The following is a 20,858-nucleotide window of genomic DNA, read 5'->3' as shown; positions in this document are numbered from 1 at the left end:
GCCGCGACGAAAGGAATGCGTGTGAACTGGGAAGTGATGGCACCGTTCGCCGCCGTCGTCGTGACGGCCGCTCTCGGTGCATGGGGGATAGCTCGAGAGCAGAGCGCGATGCGACAGCTCGAGCGAGTCACCGCCGTGCTGAAGGATGCCGGGGACGACTTCGAGGGCCGAGCCGAGCTGTTGTGGCTACAAACCGCGTTGTCGCGGCGAGTGAACCGGCAGTACCGGGCACCTCAGAAGCGCGGCGTCCTATTCTATGCGTGGGCACTCCGCATCGCGAGCCTCGGAATGCTGCTTTGGGTGTATTTCGTTCTTACCAATGCGTTCTTCAGCCGTGCCCTCACAGACGAAGTCGGACAGCCCCGCGTAGGGGCGACTTGGGCGACGATCGTCGCAATCACTGTGCTTGGCGTTCTCGGAGCCATCGTCGGGGCCCTCCAGCTCAGGAGGCGCGAGAAGGAGCGCGCAGAGTGGTTGAGGGTGGCTGAACCTGACTCGAGTGAGGCAGCGCAGTTATGAGCCTTGAAGCGTTTTAGCCGGCCACTGGTTCGTGACCGGTCGCGGATCGGCAAGTGAGACGAACGACGTTGGGTCGGCGATCGCACCAGCGCGACGAGCTGCGGCCCGTCGAACGACCGGATATCGGGACACAGACTCCACGGCCACGCCGCCCACTCAAACTTGTGGCGATCACCGCTAGCTTGAAGTCATGCAGACGGCTGGTCGAATCGTCGCGGTCCTGGGCTTGGTCGGGGTGGTCGCGGCCATCGCCGTCTGGTTCTTCAGCCATCAGTGGGGGCTTTGGATCGGACTAGTGGACGCGGTCATCTGTGCTGCCGGAGCCGTCATGGTCGACTTCGGGCGGAAGCAGAAGCGCAGCAGCTAGACGGATGTTCTGCTCACTGCCCCGTAAAGGATCGTCTACCGGACGTGATTGCTCCACGCCTGGAGGCGGATCATGCTCTCTCCGGGCGTCGAGCCGTCTGCCCTCGTGCCAGGATCATGCGGTGGTGGCCGAGCGACGACACGACGAGCAGCACGACCAGGACGAGCTCGATGCAGCAATACGGGCATGGACCGCCTCGACTGGCCCGTCCGTCGCGGGGATCGCCGTCGCGGCCGTCCTGGCGGCGTGCTGCGTGCTCGGCGCCGGCTTCTGCGCGCTCGTTGCCTTCGCCGGGGCAGGAGCCGGCGTCGGAGATCCGGATGCCTACGACGGGTGGGCGTGGACGGCGCTCGTAGCCGGCCTGGTCGGCGCCGCCGGCCCGGTCGCGCTCGCGGTCGTGACGCTCAGGAGCCAGCCGGGCAGCGCCAGTGCGCTTGTGACGTTCGTCGTCGCTGGGGTCCTCGTGGTGTTCGGCGTCCTGGCCGCCCTGGTGGGCGTCGGCGTCCTCGCCGGGTGACGTCAGGCGGTCACCGCTGCGACAGCCTCGTCGACCATCCCCTACCGGAACGACCACCATCGGCTGAGGCAACGTTCGGTAGCCGATCCTTGGGTTCAGCCGGTCGTTGCAACACCACCGTGAATCGGAGTGCTGCAGACGGGATTCAGGCTGGAACACCGTGCTCGAGAGGCGCGGTTTTGGGAGCTATTGAGACAGGGCCTTGGGCGCACGGCGGCCTGTGATGCTGTCGGCGTGGACCGACGTCAGGGATACCGATGGGTCAAAGCAGCCGGCGGACGGAATCCGTTCGCCCACAAGCCCCGCTCGGACCGGCGCCTGAGCCATGAAGGGCGGCTCCAGCTCGCGGACCTTCGTCTCGCGGCGCGAGCGTTCGTGTGATCGCGGAAGCACTCGGTCGGGCACCATAGACGATCAGCCGAGAGCTGACAAGGAACGCCGCGGCCGGCGGCAGCTACCGGCCGTGCTCCGCGGAAAATCAATGCCGGGGACGAGCTCGGCGCCCGAAACTGCGGAGGATCGACCGCTGGAGCTTGCTCTGCAGGTCGACCTTCGGTTGGTGCCGAACTGGTCCCCGGAGCAGATCCGTGATGACCTCGAGCAGCACGTCAACGAGAAGGGGCGTCCGTCTTGCTCGGCGGAGCGAGTGCGTGAAGCCGAGTCCAGGGTCGACGTCGAGTTGGTTGACTCGGTGGATGGCCAGCGATGACGAGGACGTGACCTTGCGGGTCGGGCGGGAAGAACTCCGGATCCGGGGTGTCTACGAGACGGTCAGCATCGTGAACGACGTGATGGTCGCGCTGTGGTTCGTGGTGGGCAGCATCCTGTTCTTCTCGGACAGCACGACGACCGTCGGCACGTGGCTGTTCCTGGCGGGGAGCGTGCAGCTGCTGGTCCGGCCGGTCATCCGCCTGTCCCGCCGGGTACACCTCGGAAGGGTATCCGGAGGACGCCCCGCCGAGTCCGCTCGGGACTTCTGAACGCGGACGGAGCGATGACGAGAGGAGCAGACGATGCGTGCATCGGATATCGCCACGAGCCTGGTCGTGCTCGACCGCGGGACTCCGGCCACGAAGGCCGTCCGGCTGATCGCCGAGCGCGGCCTCCTCGGCTTGGTGATCGCGGAGGACGGGGAGCGGCCGTCCGAGGTGGTGTCGTCGCTCGACGTCCTGCGGTTCATGCTGCCCGGCTACCTCCTCGATGACCTCTCACTCGCGAACACACTCGGTGAGACGGGCGTCGACGACCTCTTCGAGGCACTGTCCGGACGAACGATCGGGGACCTCGTCGACGACGAGACCGTGACGGTCCGGCCGGTGCTCGTCGTGCCGCCCGACGCCGGGCTGGTGGAGGTCGCAGCACGGATGGCCGACGCTGGGACCCAGGTGGCGCTGATCGGCGGGCGGTCCCGGAGCGAACCGTCCTTCGTCACGCTGCCTGCGGTCCTGGACGGCCTCGTACGGTGCTGGGACGAGGCGGGCCACGACGGATCGGAGCCCCGCGCGTGAGCGTGCAGATTGTCCTGGCGATCGCGGTCTTCGTGGCCGCGTACGTGTTCATCGCCACCGAGAAGTTGCCCCGGGTCCTCGTCGCCCTCGGCGGCGCGGCGCTGATGGTCCTGATCGGGGCCACGGACGACGCGGCGGTGTTCTTCTCCGAGGAGACCGGGATCGACTGGAACGTCGTGTTCCTGCTCCTCGGGATGATGATCATCGTCGGCATCCTGCGCCAGACCGGACTCTTCGAGTACCTCGCCATCGGGTCCGCGAAGCTCGCCAAGGGGCGACCGTTCCGGATCATGGTGATGCTCATCGTGATCACCGCGGTCCTGTCCGCGTTCCTCGACAACGTCACCACGATCCTCCTGGTCGCACCGGTGTCGCTGCTCGTCGCGGGACGACTGGGGAAGTCGCCGGTCCCGTTCCTCCTCGCCGAGGTGTTCGCGTCGAACATCGGCGGGACGGCGACCCTTATCGGCGATCCGCCCAACCTCATCATCGGCAGCCGTGGGGACATCGGGTTCAACGACTTCATCACGGAACTCGCACCGATCATCGTCGTGCTGATCGCGGTGCTGATCGGCCTCTGCCGAGTGCTCTTCCGCTCGACGTTCGCCTACGACGCCGCACGGGCGGAACGGGTCATGGCGCTCGACGAACGAGAGGCGATCCGCGATCGCGGCCTCCTCGTCAAGTCACTCGTCGTCGTCGGGCTCGTGCTCGTCGGGTTCGTCACCTCGACCCTCACCGGCCTCGCACCCGCGATCGTGGCGCTGCTCGGAGCGGGACTGCTCGTGCTCCTCGCCCGGCTCGAGCCCAAGCGTGTGTTCGGCGACGTCGAGTGGGAGACGTTGCTCTTCTTCGCCGGCCTGTTCGTCATGGTCGGGTCCCTGGTCAACCTCGGCGTCATCGAGACCATCGGCCAGGCGGCCAAGGGAACCGTCGGCGAGAACTACTTCGGCGCCTCCGCCGTCCTGCTCTTCGGCTCCGCACTGTTCTCCGGCATCGTGGACAACATCCCGTTCGTCGCCACCCTCGCGCCGCTCACGAACGACATCGTCCAGTCAGGCGGGGCAGACGCCAGGCCGCTCTGGTGGGCCCTGGCGCTCGGCGCGGACCTGGGCGGGAACCTGACCGCCGTCGGCGCGAGCGCGAACGTGGTGATGATCGGCATCGCGAAGCGGAACGGCCACCACATCTCGTTCTGGGAGTTCACGAAGTACGGCATCGTCGTTACCGCTGTGACCGTCGGGCTCTGCTTCCCCTACATCTGGCTCCGCTACTTCCTCTGACCCCGGGGAGGACCGGTTCGGACGCCACGTCACATGGCTTCCTTGATGCCGCGGTGGATGAGCCACCAGTTGACCGGGTAGGAGCAGGCGAACCCCGCGATCATCGCGAGCTGCATGAGGACCCAGAACTCGGGAGTGAGCACCGATGCACGCCCGCCGAGCACCGCTGGGAGCACCGCGAACTGGCCGATCGCCATCAGCCCGTACATGCCGACCTGCCACGAGGTGATGGAGAGCGTGTCCGCCTTCAGGGCCGCGAGGATCCCGGCTCCGAGGGAGAGGTCGCGCATGGGTGCGATCGAGAAGTACTGGAAGAGGATGCCCACGACGAACGCGATGACGAAGTCGATGATCCACCCGGCGAAGACGCGATCCTGGTAAAGGGTGCCGAGCCCGACAACTGCGCCGAGCGCGGGAACCGCGACGAGTGCGAACTCGCCCACGAGGTCTCCGATGGCGCACCCGGCGCCGCAGTGGCTGGTGCCGATGGCGACGCTCGTCCACCGGCCGTGTCCTGAGTCGGACGCGCGCGTTTCGCGGCGGGGTGCTCGGCCGACGCGGAGGTAGAACAGCAGCCACACGACGCTTCCGAAGAGCATCGTGAGTGGCCACACCGCGTTCATCACGGCCATCTGCTGCGGTCGTCGGAGCAAGTCCGCGCCGACGAACACGGCGCAGGCGACCGCGAGCACCAGCAGGACGACGCAGATCGAGGTCAGCGTCGACGGGAAGTCGGTCGTCGTGAGTTCCGGCGTGCTCATGCAGCCAGGCAATCAAGGCATCTGTGACCTGTTTCTCAGTGTCGAAGAACGGGTTGCGGGCGCTCGTCATGGTCCGCCCGACGGGCGAATGCATCCGCGATCGGGACGTCCGTCGACGAGTGCGCGATGATCGACAGAACGACCGCGACGACGATCACGTGGAAGAGCCGGTCAGAATCCGGGACATCGCTGCCGAGCACCAGCAGCCCGTACAGAACGCTCGCGAACCCCTTCGGTCCGAACCACGCTGCCGTCAACCGTTCCCACCGCTCCAAACCGCTCCGCACGAGCGCGATCTCGACCGCGAGCGGCCGCGCCAGGACCAGGAGCAGCACCGCGAACACGTAACCGAGGACACCAACGTCTCCGAGGACGGCCGGGCTGATCAGCGTGCTGAACACGAGGATGGCGAGGAGCTTCACGATCTCGCTGATGATTTCCCCGAACTCCCGGAGCTCCGCCTCCAGGATTCGAACCCGGACCTAACGGCACCAAAGGCCGTCGTGCTGCCATTACACCAAGGCGGAACGCGCTCGGAGGCGCCCCACCATCCTCCCATGACCGGCGAGGCTGGCCGTGCACGCCCGAGTTCGGCCAAGATGGTGGGATGCCCCAGGAGGACGAGGTCGACCGGATCGTCGCTGCGTGGGGACGGGAGCGCGCGGACCTCGACTTCGGGCCGCTCGAGGTGCTGTCCCGGGTGGACCGGCTCGCCCGACACCTCGACCGTGCGCGTCGCGCGGCGTTCGACGAGAGCGACGTCGAGCCGTGGGAGTTCGACGTCCTGTCGGCGCTCCGGCGGGCGGGCGAACCGTACGAGCTGAGCCCGAAGACCCTGCTCCAGCAGACGCTGGTGTCGAGCGGCACGATGACGAACCGGGTGGACCGGCTCGCGGCACGTGGGCTGGTTGCCCGCCGTACCGACCCGCGGGACGGCCGGGGCATCCTGGTGTCCCTGACGAGCGAGGGCCGCGCAGCCGTCGACGCGGCGATCGCGGATCTGCTCGCGGCGGAGCGGGACATCCTGGCGGGGGTGTCCGACGCCGAGCAGGACCAGCTGTCCGGCCTCCTCCGACGCCTCATCCTGGGGCTCGGGGACTAGTCTGCGGCGCATGCACGCGATCACCCTTGCCATCGCCGACGTCGCACGATCGGCAGAGTTCTACCGCGCGCTGCTCGGCGTCGAGGGCAGCGGGGTGATCGGCACGGAGTACGCCGCGACCGAGACGGACGCGGGCGGGACGACGGCGATGTTCACGCTCGACGACGGCCTCATCGTGAGCGTCTACGGCCGAGACGACCTGGCGAAGGACTCGGGCGTGCAGCCGGGCACCTCGCCGAGCAGCACGATCGGGCACTTCGTCGACTCGCGTGCGGCAGCCGACGCGTTCCTCGAACGGGCGCGGGCGGCGGGTGCGACGATGCTCGCGGCGCCGTACACCCGGCCGTGGGGCATGTACTCCGGCTTCTTCCAGGACCCGGACGGGCACCTGTGGGAGGTCGTCGCGAACCCCGGTGGCGGCGACCCCGCCGATGCGCAACCCTCCGACACGGAGTGACAGGTCCCGAACCCGAACCCGAACCCGAACCTGAACCGGAACCGGAACCGGCAGCCGGCAGCCGGCAGCCGGCAGCCGACCGCCCGGCTACACCCCGAGCTGCTCGGCGACCTCGAGCCAGCGTTCCTCGAGCTGCTCGACCTCGGCCTCGAGCTCGGTGAGGCGACCCTGCAGTGCCCCGAGGCCGGCGTAGTCCGACTGGTCGTGCGTCGCGAACTCCTCGAGCAGCCGCTTCCGCTCCGCACCCACCTTCGCGATCTTCCGGTCGAGGGCCGACATCTCCTTCTCGGCCGTGCGGCGGTCCGCGCCCGACAGGCCGGACCCACCCGACGCACCCGCGGCACTGGCCCCGGCCACGGCACCGGCCGAGCCGGTCCCGCCTGCCGTGTCGGGCCTCCCGGCAGACGCGGCGGCAGCCGCTGACGCGGTCCCGCCGCCGGTGCCGGCCGACCGCAGCCGCATGTACTCGTCGACACCGCCCGGCAGGTGCCGGAGGTGCCCGCCGAGCACGGCGTACTGCTGGTCGGTGACGCGCTCGAGCAGGTACCGGTCGTGGGAGACGACGAGGAGGGTGCCCGGCCACGTGTCGAGCAGGTCCTCCATCGCGGCGAGCATGTCCGTGTCGAGGTCGTTCGTGGGCTCATCGAGGATGAGCACGTTCGGCTCATCGAGCAGGATGAGCATCAGCTGCAGCCGACGCTTCTGACCGCCGCTGAGATCGCGCACGGGCGTGGACAGCTGCTCCGAGGTGAAGCCCAGCCGCTCGAGGAGCTGCGACGGCGTCATCTCCTTGCCGTCCGTGACGTAGCTCGTCTTCTTGCGGGCGACCACTTCGCGCACGCGGTCGTCGGCGAACTGCGCGAGATCGGCGAGCTGCTGGTCGAGGACCGCGACCTGCACGGTCTTGCCGGTCTTCACCCGGCCGCTCGTCGGCTGCAGGCGCCCGGACACCAGGTTGAGGAGCGTCGACTTGCCGGCACCGTTCGGACCGAGGATGCCGGTCCGCTCCCCCGGCGCGATCCGCCACTCGATGCGGTCCAGGATCTGGGTGCCGTCGAACGAGACGCTCACGTCGAGGATGTCGACGACGTCCTTCCCGAGGCGTGCGGTCGCGGTCTTGGCGAGGGCGACCGTGTCACGGATCGGCGGCACGTCGTCGATGAGCGCGTTCGCCGCGTCGATGCGGAACTTCGGCTTGCTGGTCCGGGCCGGTGCGCCGCGCCGGAGCCACGCGAGTTCCTTCCGTGCCAGGTTCTGCCGGCGCTGCTCGGACGCGGCCGCCTGCCGGTCACGCTCGACGCGCTGCAGGATGTACGCCGCGTACCCGCCCTCGAACGGGTCGACGATGCCGTCGTGGACCTCCCAGGTGTCGGTCGACACCGCGTCGAGGAACCACCGGTCGTGGGTCACGACGACGAGGCCGCCCTGCGTCGGGGTCCACCGCCGGTTGATGTGCTCGGCGAGCCACTGGATGCCCTCGACGTCGAGGTGGTTCGTGGGTTCGTCGAGGAACAGCACGTCCCAGTCGCCGACGAGCAGCCGTGCGAGGGCGACGCGGCGGCGCTGACCACCACTCAGTTCGTCCACCGACACGTCCCACGGGATGTCCGACACGAGGCCGCCGATGATGTCGCGGATCTTCGGGTCGCCGGCCCACTCGTGCTCCTGGCGGTCGCCGACGACGACGCTGCCGACGAGTTCGCCCTCGGGCAGGATGTCGCGCTGGTCGAGGTAGCCGATCGTCAGGCCGCGCCGGTGCGTGACGCGGCCGCCGTCCGGCTCGAGCCGCTGGGCCAGCAGGGCGAGGAGCGTCGACTTGCCGTCGCCGTTCCGGCCGACGACGCCGATGCGGTCCCCCTCGTCGATGCCGAGGGTGACGCCGTCGAAGACGACCTTGGTGGGGAACTCGAGATGCAGGTTCTCGGCGCCGAGGAGATGAGCCACCCGTCAAGGGTAGGCGGCGCGGTGGGGTGCGTGGTGCGGGAGGGTGGTGCCGCGCGCGTTCGGGGGTGGCGCGTGGGCGAGCGCGGAGAGCTTGCGAATGGTGCGAGGTTGCCGACGTGGTGCGACGCGCCTGACCTCGCACCGTGTGCACAACCCCGCACCGTGCGGGTGCGGGTCCGCCGCACCGTGCGGACTTCGCCGGTGCGGGCGGGGTTCGTCGGTTGGTGCGAGTCTGTAGCGGGGCACGGGACGATCAACCTCGCACCGGATGACGGAGCCGGCACCGTGCTCCGGCCGCGCGCCACGGCAGCGCACGGCAGCCACGGCAGCGCACGGCGGCCTGGAGGCGCGGGTCAGTTCCCGGGGGTCGGCTCGCCCTCGCCAGCGGCCTCCTTGGCACGGCGCAGGCGCGCCTGGGCCTCCCAGTACTCGATCTCGCGCTCGAGCTCGGCGAGCTCCTGCTCCGTGCCGGTGACGCGCTTCGCACCGTGGGCACTGCGGGCGTCGCCGAGGGTGGCGTACTGGTCCTCGTGGCGCTTCGGCTCGATGTACCGGCCGTGGTTGCGGTCGTTCTGGCTCCAGTCGTGCCCGACGGCGAACCACACGATGCTGCCGACGACGGGCACCAGGATCACCAGGAACACCCACGCGATCTTCGGCAGCCCCCGCACCTGGTCGGCGCCCCGGGTGAGGATGTCGATCAGGGCGAACACCAGCAGGACGATCGAGGCCCCGGACAGCAGCACGCTCATGAGCAGCGATTCTATGGATCGGCTCGGAACGGTCGCTACGCCCCGAACGCGTGCCGCGGTTGCGATCCGGCAACGGTCTGCTGCGGGGTCACACAGCCTCGGTCAGAGGGCGGCGACCCACTCGTCGGAACCGTCGGTGAACCGCTGGTGCTTCCAGATCGGGACGCGGTCCTTCACGAGGTCGACGAGGGCCCCGCACGCCGCGAACGCCTCGGCCCGGTGCGGCGACGACACGGCCGCGGCGAGCGCGACGTCCCCGACGGCGAGCGCTCCGACGCGGTGGAGGACGGCGATCCGGACCTCGGGGTGGGCCTCGGCGATGGTCCGGGCCACCTCGGCGATGACCTCGCCGGCGCTGGGGTGCCGCTCGTACTCGAGGGCGTTGACGCCCTTGCCGCCGTCGTGGTCGCGGACGACCCCCGCGAAGGTGACCACGGCGCCGTCGCGGTCCGTGGCGACGACCGCCGACACCTCGTCCACGGTGATCCCGCGGTCGACGACGTCAGCGACCACCACACGGTCGCCGACGGTGACACCCCCGGTCACGAGGCACTCCGCGGAGCGTGTCCCGCGCCGTGCACCTGGTCGAGGAGGTGGTCGAGCAACCCGTCGAGCACGGCGAGCCCGTCGGCGACGCCCCCGCGGGACCCGGGCAGCGTCACGACGAACGCGCCGGTGCTGGTGATCCCGGCGATGCCGCGGCTGAGGAGCGCGGTCGGCCCGGCAGCGGCGAGCCCGCGGCGCCGGATCTCCTCGGTGATCCCGGGGAGCTCGAGCTCGAGGAGCGGTGCGACGGCCTCGGGCGTGCGGTCGGTCGGCGTGACGCCCGTGCCACCGGTGGTGATGACGACGCGTGCACCGCCCACCGCAGCGGTCTGCACGGTCTCGGCGATCGGACCGCCGTCGGGGACGATGAGTGGTTCGTCCACGGTGAAGGCGCGCTCGCGCAGCCAGGCCGCGATGACGGGCCCCGTGCGGTCGAGTGCGGCGTCGACGGACGCCTGCGTGGACACCACGACGACGGCCGCGCGTCCCCTGGTCGGCTGCGAGGTCATCGGTTGCTCCAGTCCCCGGAGCGCCCGCCGTGCTTCTCGAGCACCCGGACGTCCGTGATCGTGGCCGTGCGGTCGACGGCCTTCACCATGTCGTACACGGTCAGCGCCGCGACACTCGCGCCGGTGAGCGCCTCCATCTCGACGCCCGTCCGTGAGGTCGTGCGCACGGAGACCTCGACCACCACGCGGTCCCCGTCGCCGGTGATGTCGACCTGCACCCCGGCGATCGGCAGCGGGTGACAGAGCGGGATGAGGTCGGAGGTCTTCTTCACCGCCATGATCGCGGCGATGCGCGCGGTGCCGATGACCTCGCCCTTGGGGAGCGATCCGTCGAGGATGCGAGCGACCACGTCGGGCCGGGTGACCAGGGTGGCCGTGGCGGTCGCCGACCGGGCGGTGACGTCCTTCTCGGAGACGTCGACCATGTGCGCGCTGCCGTCGGCACGGACGTGCGACAGCTGGGGGTCGGTCGGCTGCGGATCGGTCGGCTGCGGGCCGGTCGGCTGCGGGTCGGTCAACGGAGTCTCCAGACGGTGAGCGGGTCGCCGGGTTCGACGGTGGCGGTGCCGACGGGGACGTGCACGAGGTGCGTGGCGGCGGCGTAGTGGGCGAGCAGGTGCGAGCTAGGTCCGCCGACGAAGTGCACGCGGCCGTCCTCGACTCGGCCACGACGCACCTGGTGCTTACCGGGCGGGGACGTCGCCGCGTCGGCGGCGGGCAGGACCTGGGCGGCACGGTCGTCGGGGAGCCCGGCGTCGGCGGCGAGGAGCGGGCGGAGGAGGACCTCGAACGAGACGAGGGCCGACACCGGGTTGCCCGGGAACGACACCACCGGCACCGGACGACCGGCGAAGGTGACCGTGCCGGACGCCTGGGGACCGCCGGGCTGCATCGCGACCGGGGTGACGGCGAGCCCGCGTGGTTCGAGGGCCTGCCGGACGACCTCGTACGCGCCCGCGCTGATCCCACCCGTCGTCAGGACGAGGTCTGCCCACTCCCCCACGGCGTCGTCGAGCGCGGCCAGGAACGCCGCCTCGTCGTCGGGCACCCGGACGGCCCGCGTGACGGCCCCGACCTCGGCGAGCGCTGCGGACAGGGCGATGCCGTTCGCGTCGCCGATCATCGCCGACGCCGCACCCGAGCTCGATCCGGCGTCACCCGAGCTCGATCCGGCGTCAGCCGACGCTCCGAGCAGCTCGGACCCCGTGGACACGACGAGCACCCGGAGCGGCCGGACGACGTCGACCGACGCCACCCCGGCGGACGCGAGCGCTCCGAGCAGGGCGGGGGTCACCGGGGCTCCTGCCGGCGCCAGTTCCCCGCCCTGCGGCAGGTCGGTGCCCGTCGCGCGGACGAAGGTCCCCACGACGAGGTTGTCCGGCACGCGCACCTCGGCCAGGCCGAGCGCCGCCGGGAACGCACCGGCCTCGGTCGCCTCGACCGGGAACACGGCGTCCGCGCCGTCGGGGATCCGTGCCCCGGTCATGATCGGCGCCGCCGTCCCGGGTTCGAGCGGCGACGGGACCACTCCGGCGGGGATCGGCAGGGCGACGCGCAGTACCGTGCCCGCGTCGGCGGCACGGACGGCGAAGCCGTCCATCTGGCTGTTGTCGAACGGTGGGAGGGGAACCGGTGCGACGACGGCTCGTCCGAGCACCCGGTGCCCCCGTCCGACCCCGGCACCGGTCGCGAGGTCGACGATGCGCTGCGCCTCCGGGTCGGTGAACCGTCTGCCGGACAGGACCGGCGCGACCAGCGCGGCGATCTCGTCTCGGTGCTGACCGATCGTTCGCACGGGGGCCTCCGAACAGGTGGGAGTTGCTCGCTCCCGGGTCGTCCCGGGGCGGTCTCAGTAGCGTAACCAGGGCGCAGAACGCGCCGAGGACCATTCGGAGGACCTGTGGAGAACGACGTGACCACGACCGGGGCTGTGGACGAGACGGTGGGCATCGGGGTGATCGGGGGCTCCGGCCTGTACGAGCTCTTCGAGCCCGGCACCGCGGACGAGGTCGACGTCGACACCCCCTTCGGCGCCACGTCGAGCCCGATCAGCATCGGGACGATGGCCGGCAAGCGGGTCGCGTTCCTCACCCGGCACGGCCGCGCGCACTCCGTCGCACCGCACCGGATCAACCACCGGGCGAACCTGTGGGCCCTGCGGTCGCTCGGCGTGCGGGCCGTCGTGTCCTCGAGCGCCGTGGGCGGCCTGCACCCCGACTACGCCCCGGGCACCTTCGTCGTGACCGACCAGCTCATCGACCGGACCTGGGGGCGCGCGGACACCTTCTTCGAGGACGACGTGCAGCACCTGTCCTTCGCGGACCCGTTCGACCCGGTGCTCCGACGGGTGGCGGTGGCTGCGATCGAGCAGCTCGACGTGCCCTTCCGCCCGACGGGGACCTGCGTGGTGATCCAGGGGCCGCGGTTCTCGACACGCGCGGAGTCCGTCTGGATGCGCGGGGCTGGCGGCCACACGATCAACATGACGATGACGCCCGAGGTCCCGCTCGCGGCGGAGCTCGGGATCGGGACCGTGAACCTCTCGTTCGTGACCGACGCGGACGCGGGTCTCGCCCCCACCGAGGACGAGGCGGCCGCAGCAGCGGCCGACGCCGGAACGGCCGGCGAGACCCCCGTCACCCACGCCCTCGTGATGGAGCGGCTGGCGCGTGCGAACGAGGTGATCGTCCGGGCGATCGGCTCGATCGTCGCGGCGATCCCGGACGACTACACCCCGCGCGAGCTCGTGCCCGCAGCAGCGAGCGAGACGATCACGAGCACGAGCACGACCACCACGAGCACCGCCGGAGCCACCGCGTGACCCGCCTCCTCGTCACCGGCGGCGCGGGCTTCATCGGCTCCGCCATCGTCCGTCGCGCGATCGCCGACGGCCTCGAGGTCCGCGTGCTCGACTCCCTCCGCGACGACGTGCACGGCGACCCCGGGGCCGTCGTCACCGCCCACCAGCAGCAGGGCATCGCCTTCGTCCACGGCGACGTCCGCGACCGGGTCGCCCTCGACGCTGCGCTCGACGGCGTCGACGTGGTCTGCCACCAGGCCGCCAAGGTCGGCCTGGGCGTCGACTTCCAAGACGCTCCCGACTACGTCTCGTCCAACGACGCCGGCACCGCGCACGTCCTCGCCGGCATGGACCGGCACGGCATCGGCCGCCTGGTCGTCGCGAGCTCGATGGTCGTCTACGGCGAGGGTGCCTACACGACGGCTTCGGGCGACCCGGTCCGACCGCCGGCACGCCGCCGTGAGGACCTCGACGCCGGCCAGTTCGACCCGATCGGTCCGGACGGCCGTTCCCTCCTGCCCGGGCTCATCGACGAGTCCGCCGCGCTCGACCCGCGGAACGTCTACGCGCAGACGAAGGTCGCGCAGGAGCACCTCGCCTCCAGCTGGGCGCGCGCGACCGGTGGCCGCGCGATCGCGCTCCGCTACCACAACGTCTACGGACCGGGCATGCCGGCGAACACGCCGTACGCGGGCGTCGCGTCCCTCTTCCGCTCCGCGCTCGCGCGCGGCGAGGCACCGCGGGTGTTCGAGGACGGGCGCCAGCGCCGCGACTTCGTGCACGTGGAGGACGTGGCCGGTGCGAACGCCGCGTCGATCGCCGCGACGGCCGACCTGCCGTCGGAGTCGTTCCGTGCGTACAACGTCGGGTCCGGCGTCGTCCACACGATCGGCGAGATGGCCGCGGCGATCGCCGGTCCGGAGGGCCCACAGCCGGTCGTCACGGGCGAGTACCGGCTCGGTGACGTCCGGCACGTCACGGCGTCGTCGGACCGGATCGCGGCCGAGCTCGGCTGGCGTGCCGACGTCGACTTCGAGCGCGGCATGCGCGAGTTCGCGACGGCGCCACTGCGCGCGGCCGTCCGCTGACGCGCGTCGCGCGCTGCCGCACCGCCGTCCCCACGCGCTGACGCGCCGCCGTCCCAGCGCGCTTCCGCCCGGAACGCACCACCCACCGGCCTGGAGGCGCGGGGCGGCGCCGCCCCGCGCCTCCAGGCCGTCACCCGGTCACCATCCGGCGGACGCGCGCCTGTGCGCCGACCGGACACGGGGTACGAGCTCCCTGAGCATCCTGCGGCACCGTCGGGTTGCCTGATGTGCATGGCAACGTCGACCAGTCGAAACCCGCGAGCGCACCGAATGGTCGGCATGAAGGTCGACGTCATCCTCCCCTGTCTCGACGAGGCAGACGCCCTACCCACCGTGATCGGGCGGCTGCCGCAGGGGTACCGCGCCATCGTCGTCGACAACGGGTCGACCGACGGCTCCGCGGACGTCGCACGCGCGCTCGGCGCACTGGTCGTCACGGAGCCCCGCCGCGGCTTCGGCTCGGCCTGCGACGCCGGCGTCCAGGCGGCCACCGCTGACTTCATCGCCTTCTGCGACGCGGACGCGTCGATGGACCCCGCCGAACTCCCGCCGCTCGTCGACCGCGTCGCCTCCGGCCGCGTCGACCTCGCACTCGGCCGACGCATCCCCACCAGCCGCGGCGCATGGGCGCCGCACGCACGCTTCGCGAACCGCGTCCTCGCTGTCCTGATGCGCCGCGCGACCGGCTACCGGCTCCGCGACCTCGGGCCGATGCGCGTGATGCGTCGCGAGGACCTCCTCGCCCTCGACCTGCGGGACCGCCGCAGCGGCTACCCGCTCGAGATGGTCCTGGCGGCGCACGCCGCCGGGTGGCTCGTGGACGAATCCGACATCGGCTACGCGCAGCGCGTCGGCGACAGCAAGGTCACCGGCACCCTGCGTGGCACCGTCAACGCGGTGCGCGACATGTCGCGGCTGCTCCGTGCGTACCGCCGGGAGGCACGCGGCCGCGTCGTCGCTCCGGGCCGCCTCCGACAGACGGCGGGTTCCACCCCCGAGGCGGTCGGTTCGGCGAGCGAGGGGGCGCGCTCGTGAGCGGCACCACCGTCGACGTCACCGTCGTCGTGATCGCGAAGGAGTGCCTGCCCGGTCGGGTGAAGACCCGGCTGACCCCAGCGCTCTCCCCCGAGGGCGCGGCCCGCGTCGCCGCCGCCAGCCTCGACGACACCCTCGCCACGGTCGCCGCACTGCCGGTCGCGCGCCGGGTCCTGTTCTTCGACGGCACCGTCGTCCCCGACGCAGCAACCGGGTTCGACGTCCTGCACCAGCCGGGCGGTGGCCTCGACGAGCGCCTCGGGTTCCTGTTCGACACGATGACCGGACCGACACTGCTCGTCGGCATGGACACCCCGCAGCTCACCGCCGCGGCCGTCGCGCCCGTGCTGGAGCGACCGGAGCGCGACGCCTGGTTCGGCCCCGCCGAGGACGGCGGCTTCTGGTCGCTGTACCTGCGGGCACCGAACGGCACCCACCTCCGCGGCGTCCCGATGTCCCAGGACGACACCGGAGCGGTGCAGCTCGCCCGACTGACCGGTGCCGGCCTCGACGTCGGGGTGCTCGACTCGCTGCTCGACGTCGACACCGTGGCCGATGCCGACCGCGTCGCCGACCTCGTGCCGGACTCCCGGTTCGCCCGGGCACTGCACGCCGAGACCGCCTGGAGCCTCCGATGACCATGCACGCACCCGTGTCCTTCGGTGCCGGCGGCGGCGAGCCGTACGCCCGCGCCCTCCGCACCGACGGCCGCATCCGCCTGACCGACCCGTCGCGACCGGACGCCGCCGTGACGCTCGACGTCGGCCGGTGGAACGCCGCAGCCGACCGGGTCGACCGGTCCCTGCTCGACGGCGCCGACGGTCCGGTCATCGACATCGGCTGCGGCCCCGGGCGGATGCTCGTCGCCGCGCGGACGCTCGGGATCCCCGCACTCGGCGTTGACGTCTCCGCCGAGGCCGTCGCGATCGCGCGACGCTCCGGCGGCACCGCCTTGCAGGGCTCCGTCTTCGACGCGATCCCCGACGAGGGCCACTGGGACACGGCACTCGTCATCGACGGGAACATCGGCATCGGCGGCGACCCCACCGCCCTGCTCGAGCGCTGCCGTGACATCGTCCGCGACGGCGGGCGGGTCATCGTCGAGACCCACGTCGACCGCTCCGCCGACCGCACGTACACCGCTCGCGTGGTGGACGCCGACGGGCACCAGAGCGCCGAGTTCCCTTGGGCCGAAGTCGGCGTGGACGCACTCCTCGACCACGCTGAGCGTGCCGGGCTGACGGCTCGTCAGAGCTGGACGGCGGGCGGGCGGACGTTCTGCGAGCTGCTGGCCTGAGGCCTCCAGGGGGTCGTCTGCGAACGTGACACGTGTCACGGACGGCCGTGACATCCGGGCACATCCGCTGGCGGCCGGCCGCGGCTTGACTGATCGGACCCGCCGCGCTCCTGCGTGGCCCGATCGGAACGAGCACCATGCGGAAGTCCCTGCGCGTCACCCTCATCACCCTCGGCGCGCTGGCGACCGTGCCGGTGCTGGCCCTGGCGACCACATCCGTCGTCAACGTCGTGGCGACCCACTCGGAGGCGTCGGACATCGCGGACTACGGCGAGCGCGTCCCGGTCGACGGCAAGGAGATGAACGTCGTCGTCCGCGGCCACGGTGCCGAGACGGTCGTGCTCCTGCCGGGACTCGGCACCGCCGCCCCCGCGCTCGACTTCGAGCCGCTCATCGACCAGCTCGAGCGGACCTACCGGGTGGTCGCCGTCGAGCCGTTCGGCACCGGGCTGAGCGACCAGACCGAGGTGCCGCGCACCGCACGGAACATCACCCGCGAGGTCCACGAGGCCCTGCACCACCTCGACATCGACCGGTACATCCTGATGGGGCACTCCGTCGCGGGCATCTACGCGCTGCCCTACACCGAGGCGTACCGCGACGAGGTCACCGCGTTCGTCGGCATCGACAGCAGCGTGCCGCGGCAGTCGAGCTGGGACGAACCGATCCCGACCGGTGCCATCGTGGCGCTCGACCGACTCGGACTCCTCCGCGTGGCGAACGCGTCCGCGCCGGACACGTACGGCGACGCGTACGACGGCCGGACGAAGCGGCAGATGCAGCTGCTCACCGCGAAGAACGGTGCCGCCCCGACGATCATCGACGAGATGGAACGGGCGCCGGAGAACTTCCGGTCGGTCGAGGACTCCACCTTCCCGGCGGACCTCCCCGTGCTGCTGTTCGTGCGCACGAACGACAACGACGTGCCGAACTGGGTCCGGCTGCACGACCGTCAAGCGGCGAGCGTCGAACACGGCAGGGTCATCGGCATGGTCGGCGACCACTACCTGCACCACACCCTGTCGAAGGAGATCGCCAGGGACACCGTCTCGGCCCTCGCTACCCTGGGCGGGTGACGCACCCCGTGGACGCACGGCCCCGCGCCGAGACGGACGTCCGGGTGGTGCGCTGGTCCTCGATCGCCTCACTGTGGTGCGTGGTGGTCGTCGGCGGCACCGCGCAGGTCCTCGTCGGCACGGACGGACGGCTCCCGGACCGCGCTCCCTTCCTGGTGGTGCTCTCCGTCGTCGCGGTCGTCGCGGCACTCGGAACGATCCCGCTGCTCCTCCGGCCGGCCGAGACCGCGTCCGCTCGGCACCCCCTCGTGCTCGTCCTCGTCCTCACGTCGGTCGCCGTGTGGATCGTGTCGCTCGTTCCGCCCGCAGCCGGCCCGGCGTGGTCGTTCACCCTCGCGATCGCCGGCGGCACGCTCGGGTGCCTGCTCCGGGGCTGGCCACGCGTGGTCGTGCTCGCCGCGACCATCGTCGTGGTCGTCGGCGGTGCGGATGCGGACGCACCGGCCGGTGAACTCGTCCTCGTCGGCACGCTCGCGCTCTTCGTGCTGATGCCCCTGAGCGTCGTGTGGATCCACCGGGTGGTGCTGCGGTTGGAAGCGGCACGGCGCACCGCGTCGGACCTCGCCGTCGCCGAGGAACGGCTCCGGTTCGCCACCGACCTGCACGACATCCAGGGGCACCACCTGCAGGTGATCGCGCTCAAGAGCGAGTTGGCCGAACGGCTGCTCGACGCGGATCCCGCGCGGGCGCGCGGCGAGCTCGACGCGATCCGCTCGGTGGCGCAGGCCGCACTCGAGGACACCCGTGCCCTGGTGCACGACTACCGGACGGTCACCGTGGCCGTCGAGGTCCGGAACGCCGCCGCCGTCCTCCGCTCGGCCGGGATCGACTGCGCCGAGCACATCGACACCGCCGGGATGCCCGATGCCGTCGGTGCTGTCTTCGCCGTGGCCATCCGCGAGGCCGCCACGAACACGATCCGCCACAGCCGGGCCACCGCTGCCGGCATCGAGCTCCGGCGCGTGGGCGACGAGTACCGGCTGACGGTGTGGAACGACGCCCCCCGCGCATCGGCACGACCCGATGGTGGGATCGCCGGGCTCCGGCAGCGGGTCGTCCGGCACGGCGGGACCGTGGAGGCCGAGCGCCGGGACGACCGCTTCATCCTGGTCGTCCGCATCCCGGTGCCCGAGACCGAGGTGATCCGCGCATGATCCGGATCGTCATCGCCGACGACGAGGAGCTCATCCGCGGGGCACTCGTCGCGCTGCTCGACCTCGAACCCGACATCCAGGTGTTGGCCGACGTCGCGGACGGGGCACAGGCAGTGACCGCTGCCCGAGCCCACCGTCCGGACGTCGTCCTGCTCGACCTCGAGATGCCGGTCCTCGACGGGGTGGAGGCCGCGCGGAGCCTCACGGAGGCGGTGCACACGGTGATCGTGACCCGACACGCCCGACCCGGCACCCTCAAACGTGCCCTCGCCGCCGGTGTCCGTGGCTTCGTGCCGAAGTCGACACCTGCCGCACGCCTCGCCGAGATCATCCGCGCCGTGGCCGCCGGCGAGCGGTACATCGACGCCGGACTCGCAGCGGCGGCCATCGCCGAGGACGAGAGCCCGTTGACCGGGCGTGAGGCGGACGTCCTCCGGCTCACCCGGGACGGTCTCGCGACGAAGGAGATCGCCCGGTCGCTCTCGCTCGCGCACGGCACGGTCCGGAACCACCTGTCGGCCGCCATCGCCAAGCTCCACACCGACAACCGGGGCAGCGCCGCGGCGATCGCCTGGGACCGCGGATGGATCTGACGACGACCGCTCTTTTGCATTCTGCAAAACAAGCGGGTAGGATGGATGTCATCAAGCCGACGGCGTCGCGGTCGCCGGCCTGGTGACCGACGAGCCTCGGCACGACGACGAGGAGCTCACATGCAGAACCGTCAGAACCCCCTCGGCGGTACGTTCATCAGCGGCCTCGAGCAGCGTGACGAACTCGGCGGCTACGCGGTGAACGCGACCTGGCGTCCGGTCGGCACCTACACCGGAACCGGCATCGGCCGCGCACTCGGCCGCTTCGTCGACACGCAGTTCCGCCGTCCGGGCACCGCGACGTCCACGACGCGCACCGTCACCGGCTCGCTGCGCACGGCGACGGGTTCGTTCCGCACCGCCTGACACACCGATCCCCCAAGACCGCGAGCGGTCGCTCCCCCGGGAAGACCCCCCTCCTTCCCGGTGCGGGCGGCCGCTCGCTTCTTGGTGCGAGCGACTCGGATCAGCGCCGAGCCTCGTCCGGGTGATCGAACTCTGCGCCGCTCCGCTCACTGTCCTGCACGTTCCAGACCAGCAGGGTGATCGGTCCGACGATGGGCACCAGCTGGACCAGCATGAACCAGCCACTGCGGCCCGTGTCGTGGAGCCGTCTCGCCTGCAAGGTGATGTTCGGGATGGCGGTGACGATGAGCCACACGACCAACGCGATCATCAGCGGGCTGCGCGCATCGTCGGGAACGGCACCGACCGCGGCCCACAGGGCGACACACACCAGCCCCCAGATGACTCGAGCCAACCAGAACTCGGAACGGCTCGCCCTCCCGTCGGCCGTCACGGCGTTCATCACGAACCGCACGACAGCGACTCGCGGACTCGCACCTCGGATCGGACGCGACGCCCGCTGCGATCCCGGTTCTCCGACGACGGCCGACTCGGGCGGCGCGAGTGCCCCGGCAGCTGCGTCGAGATGCTCCACCAAGAAAATACCTCCCAGGACATTAGCCATGTGCGGTGCGCTCTTCTTGAGCTCCTCGAAAGCCATTGCTTCACCATTTCCTCGGGGTAAGGCACTGACGATGCGGAACCCTCCAGGCGAGTCTGCTCGCCCATGTTGGGACGGATGATGTGACGGGAGCTGACAAGGATCAACGCTTCGGCCACGCTCGAGCCGGAGACGGACGGCTCTTGCGCGTCAAGAGGCCTGCGTCGCCTCCATTTCGATCTGATCAGACCCCCGACAACCCTGACTGCATCCGATCATGAAGATGCTTCAGCCAGGTTCGTGGAGACTCGTCAATGTCGATCCCGGGCACGAGCCCCGACCCCAAGAAATCGAGGAGCACTACGAACTCATCGTCAGAGTGCAACGTCCGGAGGAGCAGTTGGGCTTCCCGGAGGAGCTCACGCCTGCGCGTCTCGTCAGCCTCATCGATCCGCGCCTTGAGCACTGCCTCCACTGACCCCCAGTCCAGCGTCCAATCCTGATTGAACTCAGCACCGAGAAAATTCTTCAGTCGCGGTGCCTGCTCCAGGGCTAGCCGCACGTTGATTTCAAGCTCAGCCATCGGATTTCGCCTTTTATCCGA

At 70.9% G+C, this 20,858-nt stretch carries 28 protein-coding genes and 1 tRNA gene; 18 read left to right on the top strand and 11 right to left on the bottom strand.

The window, feature by feature from the left end:
• Positions 1-21: 21 nt before the first annotated feature.
• The 7 genes from BLT36_RS06500 to BLT36_RS06475 all read left to right on the top strand — a co-directional run bounded on the left by BLT36_RS06500 (position 22) and on the right by BLT36_RS06475 (position 4,194).
• Positions 22-519: a hypothetical protein gene (locus tag BLT36_RS06500; protein WP_092093088.1), complete on the top strand. Its 498-nt coding sequence runs from the start codon at positions 22-24 to the stop codon at positions 517-519.
• Positions 520-709: 190 nt separating this feature from the next.
• Positions 710-886 (top strand): hypothetical protein, encoded by a 177-nt coding sequence (locus BLT36_RS18655; RefSeq protein ID WP_175529516.1) that lies wholly within the window; start codon positions 710-712, stop codon positions 884-886.
• Positions 887-1,010: 124 nt separating this feature from the next.
• Positions 1,011-1,403 (top strand): hypothetical protein, encoded by a 393-nt coding sequence (locus tag BLT36_RS06495; RefSeq protein WP_139166394.1) that lies wholly within the window; start codon positions 1,011-1,013, stop codon positions 1,401-1,403.
• A gap of 129 nt (positions 1,404-1,532) precedes the next feature.
• Positions 1,533-1,784 carry a helix-turn-helix domain-containing protein gene (locus tag BLT36_RS19165; RefSeq protein WP_368086365.1) on the top strand — a complete coding sequence of 84 codons (252 nt, stop codon included), beginning with the start codon at positions 1,533-1,535 and terminating at the stop codon, positions 1,782-1,784.
• A 314-nt stretch (positions 1,785-2,098) separates the two neighbouring features.
• On the top strand, positions 2,099-2,383 hold the full coding sequence (locus BLT36_RS06485) for a YrhK family protein (protein WP_092093080.1): 285 nt from the start codon (positions 2,099-2,101) through the stop codon (positions 2,381-2,383).
• A gap of 33 nt (positions 2,384-2,416) precedes the next feature.
• Entirely contained in the window at positions 2,417-2,911 is a 495-nt protein-coding gene (locus tag BLT36_RS06480) for a CBS domain-containing protein (protein ID WP_092093077.1), read from the top strand.
• Positions 2,908-4,194: an ArsB/NhaD family transporter gene (locus BLT36_RS06475; protein WP_217638264.1), complete on the top strand. Its 1,287-nt coding sequence runs from the start codon at positions 2,908-2,910 to the stop codon at positions 4,192-4,194. Before BLT36_RS06480 ends, BLT36_RS06475 begins: the two co-directional genes overlap by 4 nt.
• A gap of 29 nt (positions 4,195-4,223) precedes the next feature.
• Here BLT36_RS06475 and BLT36_RS06470 read toward each other — a convergent pair whose 3' ends face one another.
• The 3 genes from BLT36_RS06470 to BLT36_RS06460 all read right to left on the bottom strand — a co-directional run bounded on the left by BLT36_RS06470 (position 4,224) and on the right by BLT36_RS06460 (position 5,482).
• The gene (locus BLT36_RS06470) at positions 4,224-4,955 is read right to left on the bottom strand and encodes a DUF4396 domain-containing protein (protein ID WP_092093074.1); all 732 of its coding nucleotides are present in this window, start codon (positions 4,953-4,955) and stop codon (positions 4,224-4,226) included.
• Between the two features lie 35 nt (positions 4,956-4,990).
• Positions 4,991-5,422: a cation:proton antiporter domain-containing protein gene (locus BLT36_RS06465; protein WP_302847114.1), complete on the bottom strand. Its 432-nt coding sequence runs from the start codon at positions 5,420-5,422 to the stop codon at positions 4,991-4,993.
• Positions 5,411-5,482 (bottom strand) — tRNA-Gln (locus BLT36_RS06460). The genes BLT36_RS06465 and BLT36_RS06460 overlap by 12 nt, the downstream gene beginning before the upstream one ends.
• Before the next feature lie 80 nt (positions 5,483-5,562).
• Here BLT36_RS06460 and BLT36_RS06455 point away from each other — a divergent pair.
• Entirely contained in the window at positions 5,563-6,057 is a 495-nt protein-coding gene (locus BLT36_RS06455; RefSeq protein ID WP_092093069.1) for a MarR family winged helix-turn-helix transcriptional regulator, read from the top strand.
• A gap of 10 nt (positions 6,058-6,067) precedes the next feature.
• Complete coding sequence (locus tag BLT36_RS06450; RefSeq protein ID WP_092093066.1) at positions 6,068-6,514, top strand: VOC family protein; 447 nt, start codon at positions 6,068-6,070, stop codon at positions 6,512-6,514.
• Between the two features lie 87 nt (positions 6,515-6,601).
• Here the strand turns inward: BLT36_RS06450 and BLT36_RS06445 are convergent, their stop codons facing one another.
• The 6 genes from BLT36_RS06445 to BLT36_RS06420 form a co-directional block, all read right to left on the bottom strand.
• The gene (locus tag BLT36_RS06445; protein ID WP_092093064.1) at positions 6,602-8,458 is read right to left on the bottom strand and encodes an ABC-F family ATP-binding cassette domain-containing protein; all 1,857 of its coding nucleotides are present in this window, start codon (positions 8,456-8,458) and stop codon (positions 6,602-6,604) included.
• 353 nt (positions 8,459-8,811) lie between these two features.
• On the bottom strand, positions 8,812-9,210 hold the full coding sequence (locus tag BLT36_RS06440) for a PLD nuclease N-terminal domain-containing protein (RefSeq protein WP_092093061.1): 399 nt from the start codon (positions 9,208-9,210) through the stop codon (positions 8,812-8,814).
• Between the two features lie 102 nt (positions 9,211-9,312).
• Entirely contained in the window at positions 9,313-9,696 is a 384-nt protein-coding gene (locus BLT36_RS06435) for a molybdenum cofactor biosynthesis protein MoaE (RefSeq protein WP_254787512.1), read from the bottom strand.
• 56 nt (positions 9,697-9,752) lie between these two features.
• Positions 9,753-10,265 carry a MogA/MoaB family molybdenum cofactor biosynthesis protein gene (locus BLT36_RS06430; protein WP_092093058.1) on the bottom strand — a complete coding sequence of 171 codons (513 nt, stop codon included), beginning with the start codon at positions 10,263-10,265 and terminating at the stop codon, positions 9,753-9,755.
• On the bottom strand, positions 10,262-10,690 hold the full coding sequence (gene moaC / locus BLT36_RS06425) for a cyclic pyranopterin monophosphate synthase MoaC (protein ID WP_175529574.1): 429 nt from the start codon (positions 10,688-10,690) through the stop codon (positions 10,262-10,264). The genes BLT36_RS06430 and moaC overlap by 4 nt, the downstream gene beginning before the upstream one ends.
• Positions 10,691-10,779: 89 nt before the next feature.
• Positions 10,780-12,060, bottom strand: a complete 1,281-nt coding sequence (locus tag BLT36_RS06420; protein WP_092093052.1) for a molybdopterin molybdotransferase MoeA — start codon at positions 12,058-12,060, stop codon at positions 10,780-10,782.
• 117 nt (positions 12,061-12,177) lie between these two features.
• Between BLT36_RS06420 and BLT36_RS06415 the strand changes: the two genes are divergently transcribed.
• From BLT36_RS06415 to BLT36_RS06375, 9 genes are all read left to right on the top strand, one after another.
• A complete protein-coding gene (locus tag BLT36_RS06415) occupies positions 12,178-13,086 on the top strand; it encodes an MTAP family purine nucleoside phosphorylase (RefSeq protein ID WP_254787373.1) in 909 nt (302 codons plus the stop codon).
• On the top strand, positions 13,083-14,153 hold the full coding sequence (locus BLT36_RS06410) for an NAD-dependent epimerase/dehydratase family protein (RefSeq protein WP_092093050.1): 1,071 nt from the start codon (positions 13,083-13,085) through the stop codon (positions 14,151-14,153). The genes BLT36_RS06415 and BLT36_RS06410 overlap by 4 nt, the downstream gene beginning before the upstream one ends.
• Positions 14,154-14,432: 279 nt before the next feature.
• Entirely contained in the window at positions 14,433-15,188 is a 756-nt protein-coding gene (locus BLT36_RS06405) for a glycosyltransferase family 2 protein (RefSeq protein ID WP_368086364.1), read from the top strand.
• Complete coding sequence (locus BLT36_RS06400; RefSeq protein WP_092093045.1) at positions 15,185-15,826, top strand: TIGR04282 family arsenosugar biosynthesis glycosyltransferase; 642 nt, start codon at positions 15,185-15,187, stop codon at positions 15,824-15,826. The genes BLT36_RS06405 and BLT36_RS06400 overlap by 4 nt, the downstream gene beginning before the upstream one ends.
• Entirely contained in the window at positions 15,823-16,485 is a 663-nt protein-coding gene (locus tag BLT36_RS06395; RefSeq protein WP_092093042.1) for a class I SAM-dependent methyltransferase, read from the top strand. Before BLT36_RS06400 ends, BLT36_RS06395 begins: the two co-directional genes overlap by 4 nt.
• Before the next feature lie 137 nt (positions 16,486-16,622).
• Positions 16,623-17,561: an alpha/beta hydrolase gene (locus BLT36_RS06390; protein WP_092093039.1), complete on the top strand. Its 939-nt coding sequence runs from the start codon at positions 16,623-16,625 to the stop codon at positions 17,559-17,561.
• Complete coding sequence (locus tag BLT36_RS06385) at positions 17,558-18,715, top strand: sensor histidine kinase (RefSeq protein WP_092093036.1); 1,158 nt, start codon at positions 17,558-17,560, stop codon at positions 18,713-18,715. The genes BLT36_RS06390 and BLT36_RS06385 overlap by 4 nt, the downstream gene beginning before the upstream one ends.
• Entirely contained in the window at positions 18,712-19,308 is a 597-nt protein-coding gene (locus tag BLT36_RS06380; RefSeq protein ID WP_092093034.1) for a response regulator transcription factor, read from the top strand. Before BLT36_RS06385 ends, BLT36_RS06380 begins: the two co-directional genes overlap by 4 nt.
• Before the next feature lie 120 nt (positions 19,309-19,428).
• A complete protein-coding gene (locus BLT36_RS06375; RefSeq protein ID WP_092093031.1) occupies positions 19,429-19,674 on the top strand; it encodes a hypothetical protein in 246 nt (81 codons plus the stop codon).
• A gap of 100 nt (positions 19,675-19,774) precedes the next feature.
• Here BLT36_RS06375 and BLT36_RS06370 read toward each other — a convergent pair whose 3' ends face one another.
• Both BLT36_RS06370 and BLT36_RS06365 read right to left on the bottom strand, forming a co-directional pair.
• Positions 19,775-20,314, bottom strand: coding sequence for a DUF805 domain-containing protein (locus BLT36_RS06370; RefSeq protein WP_092093029.1), 540 nt, complete (start codon positions 20,312-20,314; stop codon positions 19,775-19,777).
• Positions 20,315-20,498: 184 nt separating this feature from the next.
• Positions 20,499-20,837 carry a contact-dependent growth inhibition system immunity protein gene (locus tag BLT36_RS06365; protein WP_092093026.1) on the bottom strand — a complete coding sequence of 113 codons (339 nt, stop codon included), beginning with the start codon at positions 20,835-20,837 and terminating at the stop codon, positions 20,499-20,501.
• Positions 20,838-20,858 lie beyond the last annotated feature (21 nt).

This window comes from Curtobacterium sp. UNCCL20 (genome assembly GCF_900101675.1).
Classification (GTDB): domain Bacteria; phylum Actinomycetota; class Actinomycetes; order Actinomycetales; family Microbacteriaceae; genus Curtobacterium.
The sequence above is the reverse complement of the archived record's forward strand: the minus strand, read 5'-3'. Positions and strand labels throughout refer to the sequence as shown.